Source organism: Mycobacterium sp. (genome assembly GCF_051006775.1).
GTDB lineage: Bacteria > Actinomycetota > Actinomycetes > Mycobacteriales > Mycobacteriaceae > Mycobacterium.
Genome location: NZ_JBPCSX010000207.1, coordinates 1 through 22,908, shown reverse-complemented (window position 1 = coordinate 22,908; position 22,908 = coordinate 1). Strand labels below are relative to the sequence as shown.

The window sequence follows — 22,908 nt, the reverse complement described above, 5'->3', positions numbered from 1 at the left end:
CGGCCATCAGGTCGCCGCCCGGCAGATGCGGGGTTTCGGCGGCATGGTGTCGGTCCGGATGGGCGGCGGACCGGATGCGGCACGCAAATTGTGCTCGCGCACAGAGATTTTCATCCTGGCCGAGTCTCTCGGGGGAGTCGAATCGCTGATCGAGCATCCGGGCGCCATGACGCACGCCTCCACCGCCGGTTCACAACTGGAGGTGCCCGATGATCTGGTGCGGTTGTCAGTCGGGATCGAGGACCCCACCGATCTACTCGCGGATCTCGAAAACGCCTTGAGCTAGACCAGAGCCGGCAGCACCACTGCGGCGGTGACCGCGAGATTCACCTCATCGGTCTTCGACCCGTCGGCCCACCCGCCCGAAGCGATCATCTCGGCGCGCTGGGCGGCACGTTGCGCACCGTCATCGTTGAGATTCAGCACGGTGTTCAGGCAGCCGGCTCGCAGCAGTAGTGCGATGACAGCGGCGGTAACAGCGTCGGGCCGGTGTTGTTCGAACAATGCTGCCAGTGCGGTGGCGCGGATCTGATCGACGCGCACCCGGTCGTGCAGCGGCCACCGATAACTGTTGCGGCGCAACCGATGCGATGTCAATGCCACCTGGTGCAACTCACCGGTGCGCAGCAACTGATCGAGCACGTCGTCTTGCGCCCGCTTGCCGAGTCCGGCGATCGCGGATCGTGCGGAAAGCGGCCCACCTGCCAGCATCGCCAGGGCCGGCCGGACTGCGGGATCCATCGGGACCGGGCCGGCCAGTGCCATCAACTCTCCTGCGGCCACCGGTTCGTGTGGCTGTGCCGGGCGCACGCGGCAGTCGTAAGCCAGATCGAGGATCAGCGCGGCGGCCAGTACCCGGCTCAACCGGGAACGGTCCAGGGCGGGTTGGGCCTTCGGGTTGTCGAGCAGCAGCAGCAGCAGATCCTCGGCGATACGCGCCACGAATCAGGCGTGGTACGGCTCGGCGCTGACCAGGGTCACCTTCACCAAACTGCCGTTGGGCACGGTGTAGGAGCGCGTCTCACCGACCTTGGCGTTGAGCAGGGCTGAGCCCAGCGGTGAGTTGGGCGAGAAGACCTCGAGCTTGCCGTCGCTGGAGATCTCCTGGCGGGTGGCGATCAGGAAGGTCTCGGTGTCGGACTCGTCGCCGTCGTAATAGACCTTGACCACAGAACCGGGCAGGGCCACACCGGACTGCTTGGGCGCTTCGCCGACCTTGGCGGTGTTCAGGAGTTCCTGAAGCTGACGGATTCGCGCCTCTTCCTGCCCCTGCTGGTCGCGCGCGGCGTGGTAGCCGCCGTTCTCCCGGAGGTCGCCCTCCTCGCGGCGGTCATTGATCTCGGCGGCGAGGATCGGACGGTGCGCGATCAGCTGATCGAGCTCAGCCTTGAGCTTGTTGTACGACTCCTGGGTCAGCCAGACCACCTGTGAATCGGTCATCTCGTGGCTCTCCTCAAGTTCTTGTTCCGCGATACGTGCATTGCTCCAGGCGGCTGAGTAGACGCGCAAATACAGCAATACACGGCTCCCAGCAGGAACCGTGTGTGAGGCAAGTGTAGCACCGCGGGTTTAGGCGATCGGCCGCTTTTCAGCCCGGCCCGCTGCGCTCAGCCGGCGACGAGATAGTCCGGCACGTCGGTGCCGCATCCGTACACGTCGCCGACGAACGCCCTCGTGAATGAGGGCACCATGGTCCTCACCTGCACCGTCTTCGCGTCGGTTGCCGGCACCAGGATCTCGCGGCGGCCGGTCTCCACACCGTCCTTGGACTTCGACCGGACGATGCACACCACCGGCCGGGACGGGTCCTTTCGCGTCACCGTGATCGTGATGGCGACGCTGTGGTCGTCGAGAACCTCAAAGGTTGCGGTCTTGCCTTCGACATCGACGTCCACGAATCGCTGGTAGCCCACCAGGGCGACACCCACGCCGGCCACCACGACCAGCACTGTCAGCCACATCGCCAGGCGACGCCGGGTTGCGGCGGGCATCGGCGCCCGGCCGTAGCGCGACTCCGGCGGTGTCGCGCCTGCGGATGGTTCGGTCATGGCGTGGTGATCCTCCCTCGGGGAGCCTTGATTACGGCTAGCCGGACCGCAAGTGGGATCATGGGTTTCCGAACTATAGGCCGTGCGCCCAGGGCGTCCGCCGAAGCACCAGTAGGGACCAGAGGAAGACGTGACCGAACTGCGCCTGATGGCGGTTCACGCCCATCCGGACGACGAGTCCAGCAAGGGTGCCGCGACGCTGGCACGTTACGTCGACGAGGGTCACCGCGTGCTGGTCGTCACTCTGACCGGCGGCGAGCGCGGGGACATCCTCAACCCGGCCCTGGACCGTCCGGAGGTCCACAGCCGAATTGCCGATGTGCGGCGCGGGGAGATGGCCCGGGCCGCCGAGATTCTCGGCGTCGAGCATCGCTGGCTCGGGTTCGTCGACTCCGGTTTGCCCCAGGGTGACCCGCCGCCACCGCTGCCCGACGGCTGCTTCGCTGTGGTGCCGTTGGAGGAGCCGGTCGCCAGGTTGGTGGAGATGATCCGCGAGTTCCGCCCGCATGTGATGACCACCTATGACGAGAACGGCGGTTATCCGCATCCGGATCACATTCGCTGCCATCAGGTTTCGGTTGCGGCCTTCGAAGCCGCCGCCGATCCGGAGCTTCATCCCGAGGCCGGTCCGGCGTGGTCGGTGAGCAAGCTTTACTACATCCACGGATTCCTTCGGGCGCGCATGCAGCTGATTCAGGACGAGTTCGCCAGCAACGGCCAGGAGGGGCCGTTCGCGGAGTGGCTGGCGAACTGGGATCCCGACCGCGATCTGTTCGCCGCGCGAGTCACCACCCGGGTCCCATGCGCCGACCACTTCCACCGCCGTGATGACGCGCTCAAGGCGCACGCCACCCAGATCGATCCGGACGGTTTTTTCTTCGCCACCCCGATGGAATGGCAACAGCGACTCTGGCCCACCGAGGAGTTCGAACTCGCGCGCTCGCGGGTGCCCACCACACTGCCTGAAGACGACCTGTTCGCCGGAATCGAGGACTGCACATGAGACACCTGGTACTCGGCGTTCTGCTTGCTGACGGTCCAGTCAATAACGGTCCGGATTTCGGGAAGGCGAGCCCGGTCGGGCTGCTGATCGTCGTACTGCTGCTGATCGCGGTCCTGCTGCTCGGGTGGTCGATGAACCGCCAACTCAAGAAGGTGCCCGCGAGCTTCGACGACACGGGGGCTGAGACTGAGCCGGGGCCTACCGCCGGCGACGCGGTACCCGCCGTCCCCGCCGCCGAAGATGCGGTCCTCGAGACCGGCACCGATTCTGCGGCGGGTGAGTCCAACGGCTAACCGCTTGGGCGAGGCGACCAGCCCGTACCTGCGCCAGCACGCCGATAATCCGGTGCACTGGCAGCAGTGGACCGCCGATGCCCTGGCCGAGGCCGCCCGCCGCGACGTACCCATCCTGCTGTCGATCGGCTATGCGGCATGCCACTGGTGTCATGTCATGGCCCACGAGTCCTTCGAGGACGACGAGGTGGCCGCGGTGGCCAATGCGAACTTCGTCGCGATCAAGGTCGACAGGGAGGAACGTCCGGACATCGACGCGGTGTACATGAACGCCACCGTGGCGATGACCGGGCACGGCGGCTGGCCGATGACCTGCTTCCTGACACCGGACGGTCGTCCGTTCTTCTGCGGCACCTACTTCCCCAAAGCGCAGTTCCTTCAGTTGATGGCTGCGGTGGCACAGAGTTGGCATGACCGGCGCGACGAGGTCGATGAGGCCTCGACGCATATCGCCGCGGAGTTGCGCCGGATGGCCTCCGGCGTGCCCGGCGGCGGACCCGCGATCACTGCTGCGCTCTGCGACCACGCGGTGGCCGCGGTTCTCCGCGATGAGGACACCACTCGCGGCGGCTTCGGCGGAAAGCCGAAGTTCCCGCCCTCAGCGCTACTGGAGGCGCTGCTGCGCAGCCACGAACGTACGGCGTCACCCGTGCCGCTGGCCGCGGTGCGGCGCACCTGCGAGGCGATGGCCCGCGGCGGCATCTATGACCAGCTGGCCGGCGGATTCGCCCGCTACACCGTCGACGCCGACTGGGTGGTGCCGCATTTCGAGAAGATGCTCTACGACAACGCCCTACTGCTGCGGGTGTACGCGCACTGGGCCCGGCGCACCGGTGACCCGCTGGCTCATCGGGTGGCCGCTGAGACAGCGGCGTTCCTGATCGACGATCTGCGCGACGGTGACATGTTCACTTCGTCGCTGGACGCCGATGCCGCCGGGGTGGAGGGCTCCACCTATGTATGGACACCGGAGCAGTTGAGCGAAACGCTCGGTTCCGTCGACGGCCGTTGGGCTGCAGCACTTTTCGAGGTCACTGGGCAGGGCACCTTCGAGCACGGCAGCTCAGTGCTGCAACTGCTGTGCGACCCCGATGATGTCGACCGCTTCGATCGCGTGCGTTCGGAGTTGCTGGCGGTGCGGCGAACCCGGCCGCAACCCGGGCGCGATGACAAGGTCGTCACCGCCTGGAACGGACTGGCGATCACCGCCCTGGCGGAGGCCGCCGTCGCGCTGGATGACCCCGCGTTGCTGGAGGTGGCCCGCCGTTGTGCGGAGCGCCTGGTGGCTCTGCACATCGTCGACGGGCGTCTGCGGCGAGCCAGCCTCGGCGGCCGGGTGGGCGACAGCGTGGCGATCCTGGAGGACTACGCCATGCTGGCCACCGGACTGCTGGCGCTGTACCAACTCACCGCCGAGCCCGAATGGCTGGACAGCGCGTGCGACCTGATCGATGTGGCGCTGGACCACTTCGCCGATCCGGACCGGCCCGGCCGGTGGTTCGACTCCGCCGACGACGCCGAGCAGTTGATGGTCCGCCCCGCCGACCCCATCGACGGGGCGACCCCATCCGGTGCCTCGTCGATCGGCGAGGCACTGCTGACCGCCGCGCACCTCGTCGACGAGGATCGGGCCGGCCGCTACGGCGAGGCCGCAGCCGAAACCCTGCTGGCGCACTCCCAACTGCTCGACCGGGCACCCCGTTCCGCCGGGCACTGGCTGGCGGTCGCCGAGGCGGCCGTCCGCGGTCCGCTGCAGATCGCGGTGGCCACCGGCGAAGGCGAGTCGGCGCTTCTTGCCACCGCCCGCCGGATCGCCCCCGGCGGGACCGTGGTTGTGGGCGGCCGGGTGGATTCCATGCCGCTGCTGGCCGGCCGGGACCGGATCGGCGGGACGGATGCCGCCTACGTCTGCCGGGGAAGGGTCTGCGATCTGCCTGTCACCGGCGTCGCCGAACTTGCCGCCGCCCTCGGTGTGTCCGGGTAGCCTGGCGCCATGGTCAGCGCCGAAGTCATCACCGCCGCCGTCAACCGCTATCTGGAGTTGGTCGCCACCGGCACCGCCGACGAGATCGCCGAGTTGTACGCCGATGACGCGACCGTCGAGGACCCGGTCGGCGGAGAGGTGCATATCGGTCGCCCCGCCATCCACGCGTTCTACAAGAACGTCGAAGGTGCCGAGCGGACAACGCAATTGCATGAGCTGCGGGTGGCCGGCCATGAGGCGGCGTTCTTCTTCGCCATCACCGTCGATGCCGGGGGTCACAAGGTGCGGATCGAACCGATCGACGTCATGGTGTTCAACAGCGAGGGCAAGATCACCTCGATGAAGGCCTACTGGACCTTCGCCAACGCGACCCAGATCTAGTCTGCGACCGCCCCGCCTGCTCCACCCTCGCCGCCTTCGCCGAGCGTGAAGTTCTCTTCACGTTGGGCGCCGGCGGTGAAGATAACTTCACGCTCGGTGGAGGGGCAGGGTCAGCCCCAGAAGACCGCGAACCACATCGCGATGTAGTGGCAGGTCGCCGCGACCGCCGTGCAGGCGTGGAAGAACTCGTGGTGGCCGAACGTCGTGGGCCACGGGTTGGGCCATTGAAGCGCATAGAACACTCCGCCCACGCTGTAGAGCACGCCGCCGGCGATCAGCAGAACCAGCGCGGCCACACCGGCGCCGTGCATGATGGGCCCGACGAACCAGACTGCGACCCAGCCCAGTAGCAGGTAGAGCGGAACACCCACCCAGCGCGGTGCCGAGGGCCAGAACATCTTGAGAAACACCCCGCCCAGCGCGCCGCCCCAGACGATCCATAGCAGCGTCCACCCGTCGTGCTCCGGTAACGCAAGCAGTGCGAACGGGGTGTAGCTGCCGGCGATGAACACGAAGATCATCGAGTGGTCGAGGCGCTTCATCCACTTGTGCACGGTGGGCGATTTCCAGTGCACCCGGTGGTAGGCGCCGCTGACGCTGAACATCGCCACGATCGTCAGCGTGTAGACCAGGGTGGCGATCCCGGCGCGGATGCCCTGCAGCGACCAGGACACCGACACCAGCGCTGTCCCGGCGATGGCGGCGACGAGCGCGGCGTAGACGTGGATCCAGCCCCGGGCGCGGGGCTTGCCGAGGAACTCGCTGACACCGTCGACGACGGCTTCCGGGAAGTCCTCAGCGGTGTCGACCGACATAGGACGCACAGTAGTCTGACTTGCCGTGGAGATCATTCCGCGGCGACTTAAGGAGCCGGCCTACCGGCTCTACGAGATGCGGCTGCGCCACGAGCTCTCCAATTCGGTAGCTGCACTTCCGCGTCATATCGCCGTGCTGTGCGACGGTAACCGGCGGTGGGCGCGTGATGCCGGTTACAGCGACGTCAGTTACGGCTACCTGATGGGGGCGGCCAAGATCGCCGAGATGTTGCGCTGGTGCGCCGATGCCGGTATCGAGATGGCGACTGTCTACCTGTTGTCGACGGAGAACCTGCAGCGCGACCCGGAGGAACTGGCGGCGCTGATCGAGATCATCACCGATGTCGTGGAGGAGATCTGCGCTCCGGTCAATCGCTGGAGTGTGCGCACCGTCGGCGATCTGGAACTGCTCGGTGAGGAACCGGCCCGCCGGGTGCGCGATGCGGTCGAAGCCGCGGCCGCAGCGGCGCCGACCGGTTCGTTCCATGTCAACGTGGCCGTCGCCTATGGCGGCCGACAGGAGATCGTCGACGCGGTGCGGGCGCTGCTGGGTAAGGAACTGGCCAATGGCGCGACCGCCGAGCAGATGATCGACGGCGTCACCGTGGATGCGATCTCGGAGAATCTGTACACCTCCGGCCAGCCTGATCCGGACCTGGTGATCCGCACCTCAGGTGAGCAGCGGTTGAGCGGATTCCTGCTGTGGCAGAGCGCGTATTCAGAGATGTGGTTCACCGAGGCGCATTGGCCTGCGTTCCGCCGGGTCGATTTTCTGCGCGCATTGCGCGACTACAGCCGGCGGCATCGGCGCTACGGGGTCTGAAGCGCCCCGAGCGTCTAGAGCTTGCGCAGTCGTAACCGGTTGATGGCGTGGTCGGCGTCCTTGCGTAGAACCAGGGTGGCCCGCGGCCGGGTCGGCAGGATGTTCTCGATCAGGTTGGGCCGGTTGATGGAATGCCAGATGTCGCGGGCGGCATTGACCGCCTGATCGTCGGTCAGCTCCGAGTAGTGGTGGAAATGCGAAGCCGGATCGGCGAACGCTCCGGCCCGCATGGCCAGGAATCGCTCGATGTACCAGTGCTCGATGTCCTCGATCCGAGCGTCGACGTAGACCGAGAAGTCGAAGAGGTCGGAGACCATCAGTCGCGGGCCGGTCTGCAGGACGTTGAGACCCTCCAGGATCAGGATGTCGGGGTGGGCGACCACCTGCTTCTCGCCCGCGATGATGTCGTAGATCAGGTGTGAGTACACCGGGGCACAGACGGTGCCGGCTCCCGACTTCACCGCCGTGACGAAACGCATCAACCCGCGCCGGTCGTAGCTTTCCGGAAAACCCTTGCGGTGCATCAGATGTCGACGACTCAGCTCCGCGTTCGGGTACAGAAAACCGTCGGTGGTCACCAGGTCGACGCGAGGATGGTCGTCCCAGCGGGACAGCAGCGCCTGCAGCACGCGGGCGGTGGTCGACTTGCCGACGGCGACGCTGCCGGCGACGCCGATGACGAAAGGCACCGGACGGTCCGGGCTCTGCTGCGACTCGCCGAGAAATTCGGAGGTGGCAGCGAACAGTCGTTGGCGCGCGGCGACCTGCAGATGGATCAGCCGGGCCAGCGGCAGGTAAACCTCTTCGACCTCGAGCAGGTCGATCTGCTCACCGAGGCCGCGCAGCCCGAGCAACTCCTCCTCGGTGAGCTTGAGGGGGGTCGACATGCGGAGTGCGCGCCACTCACGTCGATCGAACTCGACATAAGGACTCGGTTCGCTCAGCCGCGCCATGGTGCCAGTGTGACAGTTACCGTGGGTGCCATGGACTCCGACCGGCTAATTCGCGAGTACCTCATGCTCGGTCTACGGTTCGACCGCGTCGAGGAGGGCTACGTGGACTCCTTCACCGGGGATCCGCAGCTACGGCGGGTGGTGGCCGACGAGCCCGCGCCCGATCCTGCCGAGCTTGCCGCCGGGGCCAAGCGGCTCCTCGGCGAGCTGGCGGCGGTGCCCCGAACCACCGCCTTCACCGATCAGCGCGCGGAGTTCATCGCCGCGCACCTGCGCGCGCTGGAATGTGCCGGACGCAAGTTCGCCGGTGCGGAGATCGGCTTCGTCGACGAGGTACGGGCCTACTTCGACGTCGACATCCGGCGGGGCGACGAGGACCGCTATCGCGCCGCCCACGCCCAGATCGACGGCGTTCTCGGCGGTTCCGGCCCGCTGGCCGACCGGATGGAGGCCGACCGCCACATCGACGAGATTCCGCCGCACCGGGTCGAGGAGGCCATACACGCCTTCTCCAGCGCGCTGCGCGACACGGTCCGGGCCACCTACCCACTGCCTGACGCCGAGACCGTCGTCTACGAGATCGTCAGCGACAAGCCGTGGTCGGGATTCAACTACTACGAGGGTGACTACCGCTCCCGGGTGGCGGTCAACACCGATCTCAAGCAGCAGATGTCACACCTGCCGGCGCTGATCGCCCATGAGGCCTACCCGGGCCACCACACCGAGCACTGTCGTAAGGAGGCCGGTCTGGTTGCCGGCCTGGGTCAGGCCGAGCAGACCATCTTCCTGGTCAACACCCCGCAGTGCCTGATGGCCGAGGGATTGGCCGACCTCGCCCTGCATGCCGCGGTGGGTCCGGGCTGGGGCCGCTGGGCCGGCGAGATCTACGCCGACCTGGGCCTGCGGTTCGACGGTGAGCGGGCCGAGGCGCTCGCCGGTGCCCGGGCCGAACTGGCAGGGGTGCGCCAGGACGCCGCGCTAATGCTGCACGACGAGGGCCGCGACGTCGACGACGTCGTCGCGTTCCTGCAGCGCTGGCTGCTGGTGGGCGACACCCGGGCCCGGCAGATGCTGCGATTCCTGTCCTCGCCGCTGTGGCGTGCCTATACCTCCACCTACGTCGAGGGCTACCGCTTGCTGCGGGGTTGGCTGGACGCGTCCCCGGACGGGACGGGGCTGACCGAGCGATTCGGCCGGCTGCTGGACGAACCGCTGATTCCGTCCGCGCTGCGGGCCGAACTGGTCTGAGCGGCGGCGGATGTCGCTCATAGGCGGGCACAACGGCGCCCGCCCGCTGTGCGGATACCGGTGTGGCTGTTGGTGATCATGTGGCTTAACGCGCCGGGTTGCGGTGCCGCTCAGCACCCGCTCTGCGACCGGCGACTAGGCTCTCGACCATGACCACCGACGCCATTTCGACCGCCGCCGCCGCACCTGGCGCCGACTACGCAGCCACCGCCAGCGAGGCCTACCGCGCGGCGCTGAGCGTCATCGAGTCCGTCGAACCGCGGATCGCCGCGGCGACACGCAAAGAGCTTGCCGACCAACGTGACTCGCTCAAACTCATCGCCAGCGAGAACTACGCATCACCGGCCGTGCTGCTGACCATGGGCACCTGGCTGTCGGACAAGTACGCCGAGGGCACCGTCGGGCACCGGTTCTACGCCGGCTGCCAGAACGTCGACGACGTCGAGTCCATCGCCGCCGAGCACGCCCGCGAACTTTTCGGCGCCCAGTACGCCTATGTGCAGCCGCACTCGGGTATCGACGCAAACCTGGTCGCGTTCTGGGCCATTCTGGCCACCCGGGTGGAGGCCCCGGCACTGGGTGAGCTCGGCGTGAAGAACGTCAACGACCTCTCCGAGTCCGAGTGGGAGCGCCTTCGGGCCAAACTGGGCAGCCAGCGCCTGATGGGGATGTCGCTGGACGCCGGCGGCCACCTGACGCACGGGTTCCGGCCCAACATCTCCGGCAAGATGTTCCACCAGCGCAGCTATGGAACCGACCCGACGACCGGTCTGCTCGACTACGACGCGGTGGCCGCGGCCGTTCGGGAGTTCAAGCCGCTGATCCTGGTCGCCGGCTACTCGGCCTATCCGCGCCGGGTGAACTTCGCCAAGATGCGCGAGATCGCCGACGAGGTCGGCGCCACCCTGATGGTCGACATGGCGCATTTCTCCGGCCTTGTCGCCGGCAAGGTGTTCACCGGTGACGAGGATCCGGTGCCACACGCCGACGTGGTCACCACCACCACCCACAAATCCCTGCGCGGTCCGCGCGGCGGCCTGGTGCTGGCCACCGCGCAGTACTCCGACGCGGTGGATAAGGGTTGCCCGATGGTGCTCGGCGGGCCGATGTCGCACGTGATGGCCGCCAAGGCGGTTGCCTTCGCCGAGGCGCGTCAGCCGGCGTTCCAGGCCTACGCCCAGCGCGTCGCCGACAACGCGAAGGCCTTCGCCGACGGTCTCATGCGCCGGGGCGCCACCCTGGTCACCGGCGGCACCGATAACCACATCGTGCTGCTCGATGTGCAGTCCTTCGGACTGACCGGCCGGCAGGCCGAGTCGGCCCTGCTGGACGCAGGCATCGTCACCAACCGCAACTCGATCCCGTCGGACCCCAACGGCGCCTGGTACACCAGCGGTATCCGGTTCGGCACCCCGGCGCTGACCACCCGGGGATTCGGTCCCGCCGAGTTCGACCGGGTCGCCGAGATGGTCGTCGAGGTGCTGACGAACACCTCCGCCGAGGGCACGTCGAAGGCGAAATACACCCTGACCGACGCCACCGCGGACTGGGTCCGGGCAGCCTCGGCCGAGTTGCTCGACGCCAACCCGCTGTACCCGGGCCTGACCCTCTAACCGGGGAAACGCCGGGTTCGGCGGATTTCCAGACAACCGTTAACATCGGTTACAGTTACCGCATGGCACAGCTACCTGTCGCGAATGCGTTGACCCTTGAGCTGGAGCCGGTTGTCGCCGACAACCTGGCCCGCTTCCTCGACACCTCCGACTCCTGGTACGCCCACGACTACGTCCCGTTCGACGAAGGCCGGGACTTCGAATTCCTGGGCGGTGTGGACTGGGACGCCTCGCAGGTCACCCTGCCCAAGGATGTGGTGGACGCACTTGAGGTGCTGCTCATCACCAAGGACAACCTGGCCGGCTACCACCGCGAACTCGTCGAACACTTCATCCTTGCGGACAAGTGGGGCCGCTGGCTGGGCCGGTGGACCGCCGAGGAGAACCTGCACGCCATCGCGATCCGTCAGTACCTCGTGGTCACCCGCAATACCGACCCCAATGCCGACGAGCGTGTCCGCGTCAATCATGTGATGCGCGGCTATCGCGCCGCGCACTACTCCCAGATCGAGACGCTGGTGTTCATGGCGTTCTGGGAGCGCGCCCACGCGGTGTACCTGCGCAACCTCGAGGCCGCGATCACCGAGCCCGCGCTCAAGAATTTAGTCGGCCGAATCCGGCGTGACGAGGAACGCCACCAGGAGTTCTTCAGCAACCTGGTGCTGCACTGCCTGGAGAATCACCGGGACCAGACCATCTGCGCCATCGCCCGGCGCGCGAACGACTTCCCGGTGATCGGCGGCGACATCCTGGAGTATCGGGATAACAAGGTCCGCACGGTCGCAGAGGCCGGCATCTTCGATCAGAACGCCGCCGACACGGTGGTCTCCGACAGCATCTCGGACTGGGGACTGGCCGGCGAAGCCATCCTCGAGAAATTCGTCCGCGCGTAACTTTCCGGCGGCGTGCCGCGCCGCGCCGTCGCTGCGGATCGGAGTAGCGTCGGCCTCGATGGCTGGGGAGCCTTCGGCTCCGATGGCTCGAGCCCGAGGAGCGCTGTGACCAAACCCAACACGCCCATCCGGACGTATGTGCTCGACACATCAGTCCTGCTGTCTGACCCGTGGGCGTGTACTCGGTTCGCCGAACACGAGGTGGTCGTTCCGCTGGTGGTGATCAGCGAGCTGGAAGCCAAACGGCACCATCACGAACTCGGCTGGTTCGCCCGGCAGGCGCTACGACTATTCGACGATCTGCGGATTGAACACGGCAGGCTCGATCAGCCCATTCCGGTTGGTACACAGGGTGGAACGCTGCATGTCGAGCTCAATCACAGTGATCCGACCGTGCTGCCGGCCGGGTTCCGCACCGACACCAATGATGCCCGGATTCTGACCTGCGCGGCCAACCTCGCCGCCGAGGGCAAGCGGGTGACCCTGGTCAGCAAGGACATCCCCTTGCGCGTCAAGGCCGGCGCGGACGGCCTGCCCGCTGACGAGTACCACGCCCAGGACGTCATCACCTCGGGCTGGACCGGTATGGGCGAACTCAAGGTGACGACCGAGGATATCGACACGATCTTCGCCGAAGGTGAGATCGACCTGACCGAAGCTCGTGATCTGCCCTGCCACACCGGAATTCGGCTGCTGGGCGGCACCTCGCATGCGCTGGGCCGGGTCAACGCCGACAAGAAGGTGCAACTGGTGCGCGGCGATCGCGAAGTCTTCGGACTGCGCGGACGTTCGGCCGAACAGCGGGTGGCGCTGGACTTGCTGCTCGACGAGTCGGTCGGCATCGTGTCGCTGGGCGGTAAGGCCGGCACCGGGAAGTCGGCACTGGCGCTGTGCGCGGGCCTGGAGGCCGTTCTGGAGCGGCGCACCCAGCGCAAGGTCGTGGTGTTCCGTCCGCTCTACGCCGTCGGTGGTCAGGAGTTGGGATATCTGCCCGGCAGTGAGAGCGAGAAGATGGGTCCGTGGGCCCAGGCCGTCTTCGATACCCTCGAGGGACTGGCCAGCCCGGCGGTGCTCGAAGAGGTGCTCTCCCGCGGCATGTTGGAAGTACTGCCGCTGACCCACATTCGTGGCCGCTCCCTGCACGACTCGTTCGTCATCGTCGACGAGGCGCAGTCGCTGGAGCGCAATGTGCTGCTGACCGTGCTCTCCCGATTGGGCGCGGGTTCGCGGGTGGTGCTCACCCACGATGTCGCTCAGCGTGACAACCTTCGGGTCGGGCGTCACGACGGCGTGGCCGCGGTGATCGAGAAACTGAAGGGGCATCCGCTTTTCGCCCACATCACCCTCATGCGCAGCGAACGTTCACCGATCGCGGCGCTGGTCACCGAGATGCTCGAGGAGATCAGCCCCGGCGCGCTGCCGTAAACTGGCGATCGTGCCGCGATTCCTGCCGGCCGCGTTTGCGGCACTACTCCTGGCCGGATGCAGCGCCTCCACCGGCACGTCTGCGCAGCGTCCGGTCGACTGTGCGATCGACAAGTGCGTGGCGTTCACCTTCGACGACGGGCCGACGCCGTACACCGACCGGTTACTCACCGTCCTACGCGATGCCGATGCCAAGGCCACCTTCTTCCTGATCGGCAACAAAGTCGCGGCGAACCCGGACGGAGCCAAACGGATCGCCCAGGCCGGTATGGAGATCGGCAACCACACCTGGGAACACCCGAACATGACGACGATTCCTGCGGATCGTGTGCCGGCACAGCTGTCCAAGGCGCAGGACGCCATCACCGCGGCAACCGGAACGACGCCGAACATCTGGCGCCCGCCGGGCGGTCTGACCGATCCGGCCGTCAACGAGGTGGCGGCAACGGTCGGTCTGGCCGGAATCCTCTGGGACGTCATCCCATTCGACTGGATCAACGACTCCGATACCGCGGCCACGAAGTACATGCTGATGACGCAGATCAAGCCTGGCTCGGTGGTGCTGTTCCACGACTCCTACTCCTCGACGGTCGATCTGGTGTACCAATTCCTCCCGGTGCTCAAAGCCAACGGCTACCACCTGGTGACCGTCAGCGAACTGCTGGGTCCGCGTGCTCCGGGTAGCGTCTACGGTGGCCGTGAGAACGGTCCGCCCACTGATCTGCTGAAGGATATCGAGGCCGGGGACATCCCGACCCTGCCGGCCACGCCGTCCCCGGCTCCGATGCCGAACTTCCCGATCACCGACATTCCCGGCGCCAACAGCGGTGGCCCGAACAACGGCCTCTAGAGCGGTCCCGCGTGCATCACTTGACACCGCTTGTCCTGACGCTCTTGGTGCTCACCTATGCGGTGGTCTCCGAACAGGTCAACCGCCGCTTCATCGCCCCCGCGCTGATCTTCATGCTGGCCGGAATGGCGTTGGGCCCATTCGGATTTGACCTTCTTGAGGCCGGTCCGGCGACCGAGGGCTACACCGTGCTCGCGCAACTGGCGTTGACGGTGATCCTGTTCAACCAGGCCGCGAAGCTACGCCTCAATCGGATCCGGGAACGCAGTCCGGTGTCGCTGCGACTGCTGGTGATCGGCATCCCTCTCACCGTGCTGTTGAGCGCTCTCACCGCTGCAGTGGTCTTACCGGTTCTGCCATGGTGGGAGGCGGTGGCCCTGGCGGCCATTGTCGCGCCGACCGAGGTGGCGCTCATCGAGGCGTTGCTGGATGACACCCGGATACCCGAACGGGTGCGTCAGGCCCTCTCTGTGGAGAGTGGTTTCTACGACGGATTCGCCCTGGCGATTCTGCTTGTTGCACTGGGGTTGGCGTCCCAGCGCACCGCTCCGGAGAGCACGCACTGGATCCAGTTCATCTTCACCACCGAGATCCTCTCGCTCCTGGCGGGTGCTGCGGTCGGCCTGGCCGGCGGCTGGGTGGTGATGTGGTCGCGGCGCAAGCAGTGGATGACCGACACCTGGGCTCAGCTGGCCACCCTGGCGCTGGCGTTCGTGTGCTTCCAGCTCGGGGAGTGGATGCAGGCGAGCGGCTTCGTCGCGGCTTTCACGGGCGGCCTTGCGTTTTCGTTCATCTCCCGCCGCAATGACGACGGGCTACCCACCCAGGTCTCCGACGCCACCGGTCAGTTGCTTGAGCTGATGGTGTTCGCGATGTTCGGCGCCTTCGCCGTGATCGACGGATGGCGCAGTGCCGATTGGCGCGTTGTGTTGTTCTCGGTGCTGGCGTTGTTCATGGTGCGCATCGTCGCGGTACTGATCTCACTGGTGCGTACCAGCATGGCGATGTCGAGCCGCCTGTTCATCGGCTGGTTCGGCCCGCGCGGGATCGGCACCCTGGTGCTCGGACTGCTGGTGATCAACCGCGGGGAGATGGAGCATACGGGGCTGATCGGAACCGTCGGTGTGGTGACGGTGTCGCTGAGCCTGGTGCTGCACAGCCTCAGCACGGCACCGGGGATCCGGCTACTGGCCGGGCGTGGATCTAACCCTCGTCCTTGACCTTCGCCATCGCCAGCACATCAAGACGGCGGTCGAGTTCGGCCTCGGAGAGCTTCTCGCCGATCAGCCCGCGGTCGATGACCGTCTGCCGGATCGTCTTGTGCTCCTTGAGGGCCTGCTTGGCCACCGCGGCAGCCTCCTCGTAACCGATCGCCGAGTTGAGCGGCGTGACGATCGACGGTGACGATTCGGCGAGGCGGCGCAGCCGGTCCTCATCGGCGATCAATCCGTCGATGCAGCGATCGGCGAAGAGTCGGGACACGTTGGTCAGCAACGTGAATGACTCCAGCAGATTGCGCGCCATCATCGGGATGTAGACGTTGAGTTCGAACGCGCCCGACAGACCACCGACGGTGATGGCGGCGTCATTGCCGATCACCTGTGCGGCCACCTGCGTGACGGCCTCGGGGATCACCGGATTGACCTTGCCCGGCATGATCGAGCTACCCGGCTGGAGGTCCGGCAGGTGTAGCTCACCCAGACCGGTCAGCGGGCCGGATCCCATCCAGCGGATGTCATTGGCGATCTTGGTCAGCGAGACCGCGATCGTCTTGCATGCGCCGGATGCCTCGACCAGGCCGTCGCGAGCGGCCTGGGCCTCGAAAGAATCCGCTGCGGTGCGCAATTCGGGCAGCCCGGTCTGGGCGACGAGGACCTCGACAACCCGGGCTCCGAAGCCGTCTGGAGCATTGAGGCCGGTGCCGACGGCGGTGCCGCCGATGGCCAGTTCGCCGAGGCGGGGGAGTGTCGCCTTGACCCGCTCGATACCGGCCTCGACCTGGCGGGCGTAGCCGCCGAACTCCTGCCCGAGGGTGACCGGAACAGCGTCCATCAGGTGGGTGCGGCCGGACTTGACCACCGTGCGCCACTGCTTGGCCTTACTGGCCAGCGATGCGTGCAGCACTTCCAGCGCCGGAATGAGCTGGCGCACAGCGGCTTCGGTGGCCGCGATGTGGGTGGAGGTCGGGAAGGTGTCATTGGAGGACTGCGACATGTTCACGTCGTCGTTCGGGTGCACCTTCACGCCGTTGCGATCGCAGATCGAGGCGATCACCTCGTTGGCGTTCATATTGGAGCTGGTGCCCGAGCCGGTCTGGAACACGTCGATCGGGAAGTGGTCGTCGTGCAGACCTTCGGCGATCTCGCCGGCCGCGGCGATGATGGCGTCTGCCTTCTCCGCGGGCAGCAGGTTCAGGTCCTTGTTCACCTGAGCGCAGGCCGCCTTCAGCAGCGCCATGGCCCGGATCTGGTTGCGATCCAGCCCGCGGAACGAGATCGGGAAGTTCTCCACTGCCCGTTGGGTCTGGGCCCGCCACAGGGCTTTGGCCGGGACCCGGACCTCGCCCATGGTGTCGTGCTCGATCCGGAACTCGCCGTCAGCCTCAGTGTTGGTCATGTAGCGCCTTTCTTGCCTGGAATCTGGAGTGTCTAGGGGAGGGGGTAGGCAGCCGAAGAGTCCCCGGTGAAATCCACCGCGGAGTATTCGTTGAGCTTCGAGAGCCGGTGGTAGGCGTCGATCATGCGGACGGTGCCCGACTTCGACCTCATCACGATGGACTGGGTGGTGCAGCCGCCGCCGAAGAAGCGCACCCCCTTGAGCAGGTCGCCATCGGTGACGCCGGTGGCGCAGAAGAACACGTTCTCACCCGACACCAGGTCGGTGGTGGTCAGCACCCGGTCCAGATCATGCCCGCGGTCGATGGCCTTCTGGCGTTCCTCGTCATCCTTGGGCGCCAGCATCGCCTGGATCTCACCGCCCATGCATCGGATCGCGGCGGCGGTGATGATGCCCTCCGGTGTACCGCCGATGCCGACCAGAAGATCGGTTCCCGAATCCGGACGACAGGCCGAGATCGCCCCTGCCACATCGCCATCGGAGATCAGCCTGATCCGGGCGCCCGCATCACGAACCTCCGCCATCAGCTTCTGGTGCCGCGGACGGTCCAGGATGCAGACGGTGATGTCGGAGACCGACGCGTTGCGCACCTTCGCGATTCGCTGAATGTTCGCCGCGATCGGCGAGGTGATGTCGACGAACTCCGCGACGTCGGGGCCCGCGGCGATCTTGTTCATGTAGAACACCGCCGACGGATCGAACATCGCGCCGCGCTCGGCCACCGCAAGCACCGAGATGGCGTTGGGCATGCCCTTGGCCATCAGGGTGGTTCCGTCGACCGGGTCCACCGCGAAGTCGCAATCCGGTCCGTCGCCGTTGCCGACCTCTTCACCGTTGTAGAGCATCGGGGCGTTGTCCTTCTCGCCCTCGCCGATCACCACCACGCCCCGCATCGACACCGAGTTGACCAGCTCACGCATCGCGTCGACCGCCGCGCCGTCGCCGCCCTCCTTGTCGCCGCGGCCCACCCAACGGCCGGCGGCCATCGCGCCGGCTTCGGTGACCCGAACCAGTTCCATGGCCAGGTTGCGGTCGGGGGCTTCGCGGCGGCGGGGCTCGGACATGGCTGAGATTGTCCCAGAACCGGGTCACCCGTCCAGACCTGGGATACTGGCTGCCGTGACTGACGGCACTCCCGGGCCAAAACCGGCCAAGCCCAGGCTTCTGCAGGACGGCCGGGACATGTTCTGGTCGCTGGCGCCACTGGTGGCGGCCTGCGTACTGCTGGCGGCATTGGTGGGCACATGTTCGTTCCAGCCCAAGGGGCCGGCAGAGGGCACGGTGCCCAGCTACGACGCTCCGGCCGCCCTGCGTTCTGACGCCGCTGCAATGAATTTCCCCATCCGGCTGCCGGCAGTCCCGACGGGCTGGCGTGCCAACTCCGGAGGTCACGGCGCCATCGGCGAGGGCCGCATCGACCCGAAGACCCGCGACCGGCAGAGTGCGTCCTTCACCCGGGTCGGTTACCTCGCCCCATCGAAGCTCTACGTCAGTCTCACCCAGAGCGACGCTGATGAGACCGCCCTCGTCGAATCCATCCACACCGGGATCTACCCGGCCGGAACCCAGGACGTCGACGGTGTGACATGGATCGTCTACGAGGGTGCCGAAGGCGACGAGCCGGTCTGGACCACCCGTCTGGACAGCCCGGCCGGACCAGCCCAGCTCGCCATCACCGGAGCGGCCACCAGTGACGATTTCCGAACACTTGCTACCTCGACTCAGACCCAGCCGCCGCTTCCGCGCGGTTAAATGGCGTCATGACATTGCACGCTCCCGAGGCCGATCTGACCGGTTGGAACTGTGAGCCGTTCACGGCGGACGGCTTCACCCACGACGTCTACTACAGGGGCTCCGGGCCCGGAGTGGTGCTCATTCCGGAGATGCCCGGTGTGCACCGAGGTGTGCTGGCGTTGGGAAACTATTTGGTGGACAACGGGTTCACGGTGGCGATTCCCTCGTTGTACGGCACGCCCGGGATGTCGGCGCGCAGCGCCGCGTTGGTCCCGAATCTGGTCCGCGGGTGCGTGGCCAAGGAATTCGCCGCGTTCGCGCTGAACAAGGAGCGTCCGGTGGCCGGCTATCTGCGGGCGCTGGCGCGTGATCTGAATGCCAAGACCCCGGGTAAGGGTGTCGGGGTGATCGGGCAGTGCTTCTCCGGTGGTTTCGCGCTTGCCGCCGCAGTCGACGACAGCGTGCTGGCGTCGGTGCTGAGTCAGCCGTCGGTACCGCTGGCCTTGGGCGCCAGGCAGAAGAGCGACCCCGGGTTCTCCGAGCGCGAGATGAAGGTGATCGAGAAGCGGGCCGCAGAGGACGGACTCTGCGCGCTGGGTTTGCGGTTCAGCGGCGACCCGATGGCTCCGGCGGAGCGCTTCGCGACGATCAAGGATCGCCTCGGCGATGCCTTCGAGGTCATCGAACTCGATTCCTCACCCGGTAATGCCGGCGGATTCGGCAAGCTGGCGCATTCAGTGCTGACCCTGGAGGTACGGGAGGCCGACGGCCAGCCCGCCTACGAGGCCCGCAAGCGGATGGTCGAATTCCTCAGGGAGCAGCTGGTTTAGCGACGATGTCGGTGCCGGCCTTCGGCTTCTTGCGGCGGAAGGGCATCTTGCGCTCATCGTCCAGTTCTTCTTGCTGCTCCATCTCCACGCCCTTGTAGACCGCGAGGTACACCGAGATCGTCGTGACGATGACGATCATCAGGACCGGGCCCAGGATGATGCCGAAAAACCCGAACATCGCGATGCCGGAGAACACCGACAGCAGCATCAGCGCCGGGTCCAACCGGGCTTCCTTCGGGACCAGGATCGGTCGCAGGAAGTTGTCGACGTTGGTGATACCGATCAGGTGGAACAGCACCACGAAGGCACCGCCGGCCACGTTGCCGAAGATCATCATCCCGATACCGAACGGGATCGTCACGATGCCGCTGCCGAGCGGGATCACCGACAGCGCGGTCAGGAAGATCGCGAAGATGAAGAAGGCGTCGTGAAAGCCCGCGATGTAGATCGACGTCGCCCCGAGGACGCCCTGGATTATCGCAATGATGAACTGGCCCTTGACCGTTCCCTTCACCATGGCGCCCATCTTCGCGAGGTACAGGTCGGTGACCTCCTCGCCGAGCGGGTTGAGCCGGCGGATCAGGGTGATCACCTTGGTCTTGTTGACCAGCAGTGAGATCAGCACGTAGAGGAAGATGATGGTTGAGGTGATGAGCCCGATCGCGCCGCCTGCCGCACCGCTGAGCGTCCGCAGCAGCCACTCGCCGACGGTCTGAGCCACTTTGCCGACGTTGGTGCGAAGCGATTCCAGCGTGATCGTCGGGGCCTCGAACGGAAGCTTGTGTAGCAGATTGTTGGCGGTGGTGATTGCTTTGTCGCCGAGCGCATTGAGATCGGCGGTCTTCGCCCAGTCGGCGACGCCGATCAGCATGTGCGAGATCTGCACCGTCGCAAGAGAAACCACGGCGATGACCGGGATGACGACGATTGCCAGCGCCGCCAGGACGGTGAGCGCGGTCGCGAGCCCGCTGCTGAGCTTGCTCCGCAGCCGGTTGTGGATCGGCGTGAACAGGTAGGCGATGATCGCCGCGATGACGATCAGCATGAAGTAGCGCCGCAGGAAGTAGGCGCCGAATATCAGCGCGATCATCGTGACTACGGCCAGCGCGCGTTTCTGGCTGGCGGTGAACTCAGTCTTCACCTCTGTTACCCCATCAGCTTCGTGAGATGTTCATGGATGTTGGGATAGCGCTTCAGGTGTGCACCACCGTTGAGGTCGAGTATCTCGCCGGTCAGCCAGGCCGACTGTGGCGAACACAGAAACGCGACCGCCGCGGCGATGTCCTCGGGCGTTCCGGCCCGGCCCAGTGCGGTGTTCTCCACGTAATCGTCGACGACGCCGGGGATGGCGGCCGCGCCCTCGGTCAGCGGGGTGTGCACGAATCCGGGTGCCACCGCGTTGACCCGTACGCCATGCGGGCCCAGTTCCAGAGCGGCGACCTGTGTGAGCATCGACAGTCCTGCTTTGGCCGCGCAGTAGGCGCTCATACCGATAGCTGGTTGACGTCCGTTGAGCGAGGTCAGGCTTACCACCGAGCCGCCTTCGCCGAGGTGCCGGCCGGCATGCTTGAGCACCAGGAATGCGCCCGTCAGGCAGACGTCGATGACCGACCGGAACTGCTCGGCGTCGAGTTCGGTGATGAGGCCGAAGCCGCTGAAACCGGCGCAGTTGACCACGACGTGCAGGCCGCCCTCGCGCGAGACGACACCATCGAAGAGTCGCGAGACACTGTCCTCGTCGGTGACCTCGACAGCGGCCCAGGTGTGCGGGTCGCCGAGTTCGGTGGCGCGCTGCTCGGCGCCCTCGGTGTTGCGGTCGGCGATGGTGACTCGGCAGCCTTCCTCGGCCAGGGCGCGGGCGGTGGCCCATCCGATTCCCGAGGCACCTCCGACGATGACGGCCACCCGGCCGGTTGTGGTGCTCACGCCTGACTCCGATCTACATCTGATGCGCCCCACTTGCGTCGGATCGCGGCCCACGGGTTTGCGTAGGTTCCGGGCTGACGGTAGTAGGCGGATTGCCGCTTGAGGAACTCCCGCGCCAGCGGCGCTATCAACCGCAGGGGGTAACGCTTCCAACCGGACCGCTGCGCGATCTCGGTGAGCATCTGGGGCCATGAATGGTGCTGGTGTTTGAGCACAGCCTGCGCGGTGGCGGTGTCCATCCAGTCGGTCGCGAACCACCCGTCGTCATCAGCCGGGTCACCCTTGCGGCCCTGCGGCAGAACACCCACCAGACCCATTGCGGCCGATGTCGACGGGCCGATCTCGCCCTGCAGTTGACGGTGCGAGTCGTCGCCGCCGATCAGCAAGGTGCGGCCGACGACGTCGGCGGTGGTCGCGGCGGCGAAGGCGTGTGCGACATCGCGCACATCCACGGTCTGCAGCCTGCCGTCGGTGGGCAACACCCCCGCGAAATAGACCATGTCGGGGTCCCTCTTTGGATTCGGCTCGACGGTGAGCACTCCGCCGAGGCGCAGGATCACCCAGTCCAATGATGATCCGCGGACGATCGTCTCCGACTCCATCTTGTGCCGGCCGTAGACGTCGTAGGGCCGCACCGGGGTCTCGGCGGTGAGCAGGTCGGTGATGCGGTGGGGATTACGCGGTCCGTATACGGCGATGCTGGATGCCTGGATGAATCGCGGCGGATTCTTCTGTGCTGCAGCCGCATTCACCAGATTTACGGTTCCACCGACATTCACTCGGCGAGCCAGGCTCGGGTTGGCGTAGCACGATGGTGGGATGACGGCGGCGAGGTGAATGATCGTCGCCGGGTTCAGTTCGGTCAGGAGGTCGGCGATCTGTACGGAGTCGGTGAGGTCTGCCCACCGGGTCCGTACTGCTGCCGGCAAATTCTCTGCAGCGGTGCGGTTGGCCGGGGTGTCGAGGTCGGTAGCGACGACGTTCCTGCCCTGCACGACGAGGTGTCCGACGGTGGCGGTTCCGACCAACCCGAACGCACCGGTGATCAACACGGTGTCGGTCATGGCGTTACCTCTCGTCTGTCTGATCATCCTGCCCGACGGCGACTTTCTGTCGGACCGCCGCTTTATTATTCGAACATGAGTTCGGTAGTCGAAGCGCTCGCGGTGCTTGACCAGGCGGTCGAGATGCTCGGTGCCGCCGATCTGGACTCAGTAGGCGCCCTGGACCGCTATCGGGTGTTGGAACGGTTGGAGACCTCCCGGCGCCGCCAGGTCGCGGTGGCCGGGTCACTGCTGTGTGGGCTCGAGCATGTGCCCGGCTGCCCACCGCCACCGGTGGCCCTGGCCGATAGCCTGCGGATCAGCCGCCGCGAAGCCCGCCGGAGGATTCGTGACGCCGAACAACTCGCCCCGAGGATCACCCTGACCGGCCAACCGGTCCCGCCGGTGTTGCCGGCCACCGCGAAAGCCT

25 protein-coding genes are annotated in these 22,908 nt (G+C 66.4%); 15 read left to right on the top strand and 10 right to left on the bottom strand.

What is annotated here, in order from left to right:
• Positions 1 to 286 (top strand): PLP-dependent transferase (locus tag ACR2JI_RS14685; RefSeq protein ID WP_526391198.1); only part of this gene is annotated, 286 nt, incomplete at its 5' end.
• Here ACR2JI_RS14685 and ACR2JI_RS14680 read toward each other — a convergent pair.
• The 3 genes from ACR2JI_RS14680 to ACR2JI_RS14670 form a co-directional block, all read right to left on the bottom strand.
• Positions 283 to 942, bottom strand: a complete 660-nt coding sequence (locus ACR2JI_RS14680) for a GPP34 family phosphoprotein (protein WP_526391196.1) — start codon at positions 940 to 942, stop codon at positions 283 to 285. The genes ACR2JI_RS14685 and ACR2JI_RS14680 overlap by 4 nt on opposite strands.
• A gap of 3 nt (positions 943 to 945) precedes the next feature.
• Positions 946 to 1,440, bottom strand: coding sequence for a transcription elongation factor GreA (gene greA / locus ACR2JI_RS14675; RefSeq protein ID WP_526391194.1), 495 nt, complete (start codon positions 1,438 to 1,440; stop codon positions 946 to 948).
• A 167-nt stretch (positions 1,441 to 1,607) separates the two neighbouring features.
• The gene (locus tag ACR2JI_RS14670; protein WP_526391192.1) at positions 1,608 to 2,048 is read right to left on the bottom strand and encodes a DUF4307 domain-containing protein; all 441 of its coding nucleotides are present in this window, start codon (positions 2,046 to 2,048) and stop codon (positions 1,608 to 1,610) included.
• Positions 2,049 to 2,178: 130 nt separating this feature from the next.
• Here ACR2JI_RS14670 and mca point away from each other — a divergent pair, with 130 nt between their 5' ends.
• Genes mca through ACR2JI_RS14650 form a run of 4 tightly spaced genes read left to right on the top strand, consistent with a single transcriptional unit; the run spans position 2,179 to position 5,709 of the window.
• Positions 2,179 to 3,051, top strand: coding sequence for a mycothiol conjugate amidase Mca (gene mca / locus ACR2JI_RS14665; protein WP_526391190.1), 873 nt, complete (start codon positions 2,179 to 2,181; stop codon positions 3,049 to 3,051).
• The gene (locus ACR2JI_RS14660) at positions 3,048 to 3,344 is read left to right on the top strand and encodes a hypothetical protein (protein ID WP_526391188.1); all 297 of its coding nucleotides are present in this window, start codon (positions 3,048 to 3,050) and stop codon (positions 3,342 to 3,344) included. Before mca ends, ACR2JI_RS14660 begins: the two co-directional genes overlap by 4 nt.
• A complete protein-coding gene (locus ACR2JI_RS14655) occupies positions 3,328 to 5,328 on the top strand; it encodes a thioredoxin domain-containing protein (RefSeq protein WP_526391186.1) in 2,001 nt (666 codons plus the stop codon). Before ACR2JI_RS14660 ends, ACR2JI_RS14655 begins: the two co-directional genes overlap by 17 nt.
• Before the next feature lie 9 nt (positions 5,329 to 5,337).
• Positions 5,338 to 5,709 (top strand): nuclear transport factor 2 family protein, encoded by a 372-nt coding sequence (locus ACR2JI_RS14650; protein WP_526391184.1) that lies wholly within the window; start codon positions 5,338 to 5,340, stop codon positions 5,707 to 5,709.
• Between the two features lie 110 nt (positions 5,710 to 5,819).
• Here the strand turns inward: ACR2JI_RS14650 and trhA are convergent, their stop codons facing one another.
• The gene (trhA, locus tag ACR2JI_RS14645; RefSeq protein ID WP_526391182.1) at positions 5,820 to 6,524 is read right to left on the bottom strand and encodes a PAQR family membrane homeostasis protein TrhA; all 705 of its coding nucleotides are present in this window, start codon (positions 6,522 to 6,524) and stop codon (positions 5,820 to 5,822) included.
• A 25-nt stretch (positions 6,525 to 6,549) separates the two neighbouring features.
• Here trhA and ACR2JI_RS14640 point away from each other — a divergent pair, with 25 nt between their 5' ends.
• Entirely contained in the window at positions 6,550 to 7,347 is a 798-nt protein-coding gene (locus tag ACR2JI_RS14640; protein WP_526391180.1) for a (2Z,6E)-farnesyl diphosphate synthase, read from the top strand.
• Between the two features lie 14 nt (positions 7,348 to 7,361).
• Here the strand turns inward: ACR2JI_RS14640 and coaA are convergent, their stop codons facing one another.
• Positions 7,362 to 8,300 (bottom strand): type I pantothenate kinase, encoded by a 939-nt coding sequence (coaA, locus tag ACR2JI_RS14635; protein ID WP_526391178.1) that lies wholly within the window; start codon positions 8,298 to 8,300, stop codon positions 7,362 to 7,364.
• Positions 8,301 to 8,330: 30 nt separating this feature from the next.
• On the opposite strand from coaA, the gene ACR2JI_RS14630 reads away from it, so the two are divergent.
• From ACR2JI_RS14630 to ACR2JI_RS14605, 6 genes are all read left to right on the top strand, one after another.
• Complete coding sequence (locus ACR2JI_RS14630; RefSeq protein WP_526391204.1) at positions 8,331 to 9,548, top strand: DUF885 domain-containing protein; 1,218 nt, start codon at positions 8,331 to 8,333, stop codon at positions 9,546 to 9,548.
• Between the two features lie 149 nt (positions 9,549 to 9,697).
• The gene (locus tag ACR2JI_RS14625) at positions 9,698 to 11,161 is read left to right on the top strand and encodes a glycine hydroxymethyltransferase (RefSeq protein WP_526391176.1); all 1,464 of its coding nucleotides are present in this window, start codon (positions 9,698 to 9,700) and stop codon (positions 11,159 to 11,161) included.
• A 62-nt stretch (positions 11,162 to 11,223) separates the two neighbouring features.
• A complete protein-coding gene (locus ACR2JI_RS14620; RefSeq protein ID WP_526391174.1) occupies positions 11,224 to 12,054 on the top strand; it encodes an acyl-ACP desaturase in 831 nt (276 codons plus the stop codon).
• Positions 12,055 to 12,159: 105 nt separating this feature from the next.
• Positions 12,160 to 13,479, top strand: a complete 1,320-nt coding sequence (phoH2, locus tag ACR2JI_RS14615) for an RNA 5'-3' helicase PhoH2 (protein WP_526391172.1) — start codon at positions 12,160 to 12,162, stop codon at positions 13,477 to 13,479.
• A gap of 49 nt (positions 13,480 to 13,528) precedes the next feature.
• On the top strand, positions 13,529 to 14,329 hold the full coding sequence (locus ACR2JI_RS14610) for a polysaccharide deacetylase family protein (RefSeq protein ID WP_526391202.1): 801 nt from the start codon (positions 13,529 to 13,531) through the stop codon (positions 14,327 to 14,329).
• An 11-nt stretch (positions 14,330 to 14,340) separates the two neighbouring features.
• On the top strand, positions 14,341 to 15,549 hold the full coding sequence (locus tag ACR2JI_RS14605) for a cation:proton antiporter (RefSeq protein ID WP_526391170.1): 1,209 nt from the start codon (positions 14,341 to 14,343) through the stop codon (positions 15,547 to 15,549).
• Here the strand turns inward: ACR2JI_RS14605 and ACR2JI_RS14600 are convergent.
• Complete coding sequence (locus ACR2JI_RS14600; RefSeq protein WP_526391168.1) at positions 15,533 to 16,945, bottom strand: class II fumarate hydratase; 1,413 nt, start codon at positions 16,943 to 16,945, stop codon at positions 15,533 to 15,535. The two genes, ACR2JI_RS14605 and ACR2JI_RS14600, sit on opposite strands and share 17 nt — an antisense overlap.
• A gap of 32 nt (positions 16,946 to 16,977) precedes the next feature.
• Complete coding sequence (gene glpX, locus ACR2JI_RS14595) at positions 16,978 to 18,009, bottom strand: class II fructose-bisphosphatase (protein WP_526391166.1); 1,032 nt, start codon at positions 18,007 to 18,009, stop codon at positions 16,978 to 16,980.
• Between glpX and ACR2JI_RS14590 the strand changes: the two genes are divergently transcribed.
• Both ACR2JI_RS14590 and ACR2JI_RS14585 read left to right on the top strand, forming a co-directional pair.
• Positions 18,008 to 18,697 carry a DUF4245 family protein gene (locus ACR2JI_RS14590; RefSeq protein ID WP_526391164.1) on the top strand — a complete coding sequence of 230 codons (690 nt, stop codon included), beginning with the start codon at positions 18,008 to 18,010 and terminating at the stop codon, positions 18,695 to 18,697. The two genes, glpX and ACR2JI_RS14590, sit on opposite strands and share 2 nt — an antisense overlap.
• A gap of 14 nt (positions 18,698 to 18,711) precedes the next feature.
• Positions 18,712 to 19,509 carry a dienelactone hydrolase family protein gene (locus ACR2JI_RS14585; RefSeq protein ID WP_526391200.1) on the top strand — a complete coding sequence of 266 codons (798 nt, stop codon included), beginning with the start codon at positions 18,712 to 18,714 and terminating at the stop codon, positions 19,507 to 19,509.
• Here the strand turns inward: ACR2JI_RS14585 and ACR2JI_RS14580 are convergent.
• From ACR2JI_RS14580 to ACR2JI_RS14570, 3 genes are read right to left on the bottom strand one after another with little or no spacing between them, the layout of a single operon-like run.
• The gene (locus ACR2JI_RS14580; protein ID WP_526391162.1) at positions 19,490 to 20,650 is read right to left on the bottom strand and encodes an AI-2E family transporter; all 1,161 of its coding nucleotides are present in this window, start codon (positions 20,648 to 20,650) and stop codon (positions 19,490 to 19,492) included. The two genes, ACR2JI_RS14585 and ACR2JI_RS14580, sit on opposite strands and share 20 nt — an antisense overlap.
• Positions 20,651 to 20,655: 5 nt before the next feature.
• Positions 20,656 to 21,435, bottom strand: a complete 780-nt coding sequence (locus ACR2JI_RS14575) for an SDR family NAD(P)-dependent oxidoreductase (RefSeq protein ID WP_526391160.1) — start codon at positions 21,433 to 21,435, stop codon at positions 20,656 to 20,658.
• On the bottom strand, positions 21,432 to 22,499 hold the full coding sequence (locus tag ACR2JI_RS14570; protein WP_526391158.1) for an NAD-dependent epimerase/dehydratase family protein: 1,068 nt from the start codon (positions 22,497 to 22,499) through the stop codon (positions 21,432 to 21,434). Before ACR2JI_RS14570 ends, ACR2JI_RS14575 begins: the two co-directional genes overlap by 4 nt.
• Positions 22,500 to 22,574: 75 nt before the next feature.
• Here ACR2JI_RS14570 and ACR2JI_RS14565 point away from each other — a divergent pair.
• Positions 22,575 to 22,908: DUF222 domain-containing protein (locus ACR2JI_RS14565; RefSeq protein WP_526391156.1), on the top strand; the 334-nt coding region annotated here is incomplete at its 3' end.

Bases quoted from the DNA above. Each gene is read 5' to 3' on its own strand.
- greA (WP_526391194.1), bottom strand. From the start codon at position 1,440: ATGACCGATTCACAGGTGGTCTGGCTGACCCAGGAGTCGTACAACAAG.
- ACR2JI_RS14670 (WP_526391192.1), bottom strand. From the start codon at position 2,048: ATGACCGAACCATCCGCAGGCGCGACACCGCCGGAGTCGCGCTACGGC.
- ACR2JI_RS14660 (WP_526391188.1), top strand. From the start codon at position 3,048: ATGAGACACCTGGTACTCGGCGTTCTGCTTGCTGACGGTCCAGTCAAT.
- ACR2JI_RS14650 (WP_526391184.1), top strand. From the start codon at position 5,338: ATGGTCAGCGCCGAAGTCATCACCGCCGCCGTCAACCGCTATCTGGAG.
- trhA (WP_526391182.1), bottom strand. From the start codon at position 6,524: ATGTCGGTCGACACCGCTGAGGACTTCCCGGAAGCCGTCGTCGACGGT.
- coaA (WP_526391178.1), bottom strand. From the start codon at position 8,300: ATGGCGCGGCTGAGCGAACCGAGTCCTTATGTCGAGTTCGATCGACGT.
- ACR2JI_RS14630 (WP_526391204.1), top strand. From the start codon at position 8,331: ATGGACTCCGACCGGCTAATTCGCGAGTACCTCATGCTCGGTCTACGG.
- ACR2JI_RS14625 (WP_526391176.1), top strand. From the start codon at position 9,698: ATGACCACCGACGCCATTTCGACCGCCGCCGCCGCACCTGGCGCCGAC.
- ACR2JI_RS14620 (WP_526391174.1), top strand. From the start codon at position 11,224: ATGGCACAGCTACCTGTCGCGAATGCGTTGACCCTTGAGCTGGAGCCG.
- ACR2JI_RS14600 (WP_526391168.1), bottom strand. From the start codon at position 16,945: ATGACCAACACTGAGGCTGACGGCGAGTTCCGGATCGAGCACGACACC.
- ACR2JI_RS14590 (WP_526391164.1), top strand. From the start codon at position 18,008: ATGGCTGAGATTGTCCCAGAACCGGGTCACCCGTCCAGACCTGGGATA.
- glpX (WP_526391166.1), bottom strand. From the start codon at position 18,009: ATGTCCGAGCCCCGCCGCCGCGAAGCCCCCGACCGCAACCTGGCCATG.
- ACR2JI_RS14570 (WP_526391158.1), bottom strand. From the start codon at position 22,499: ATGACCGACACCGTGTTGATCACCGGTGCGTTCGGGTTGGTCGGAACC.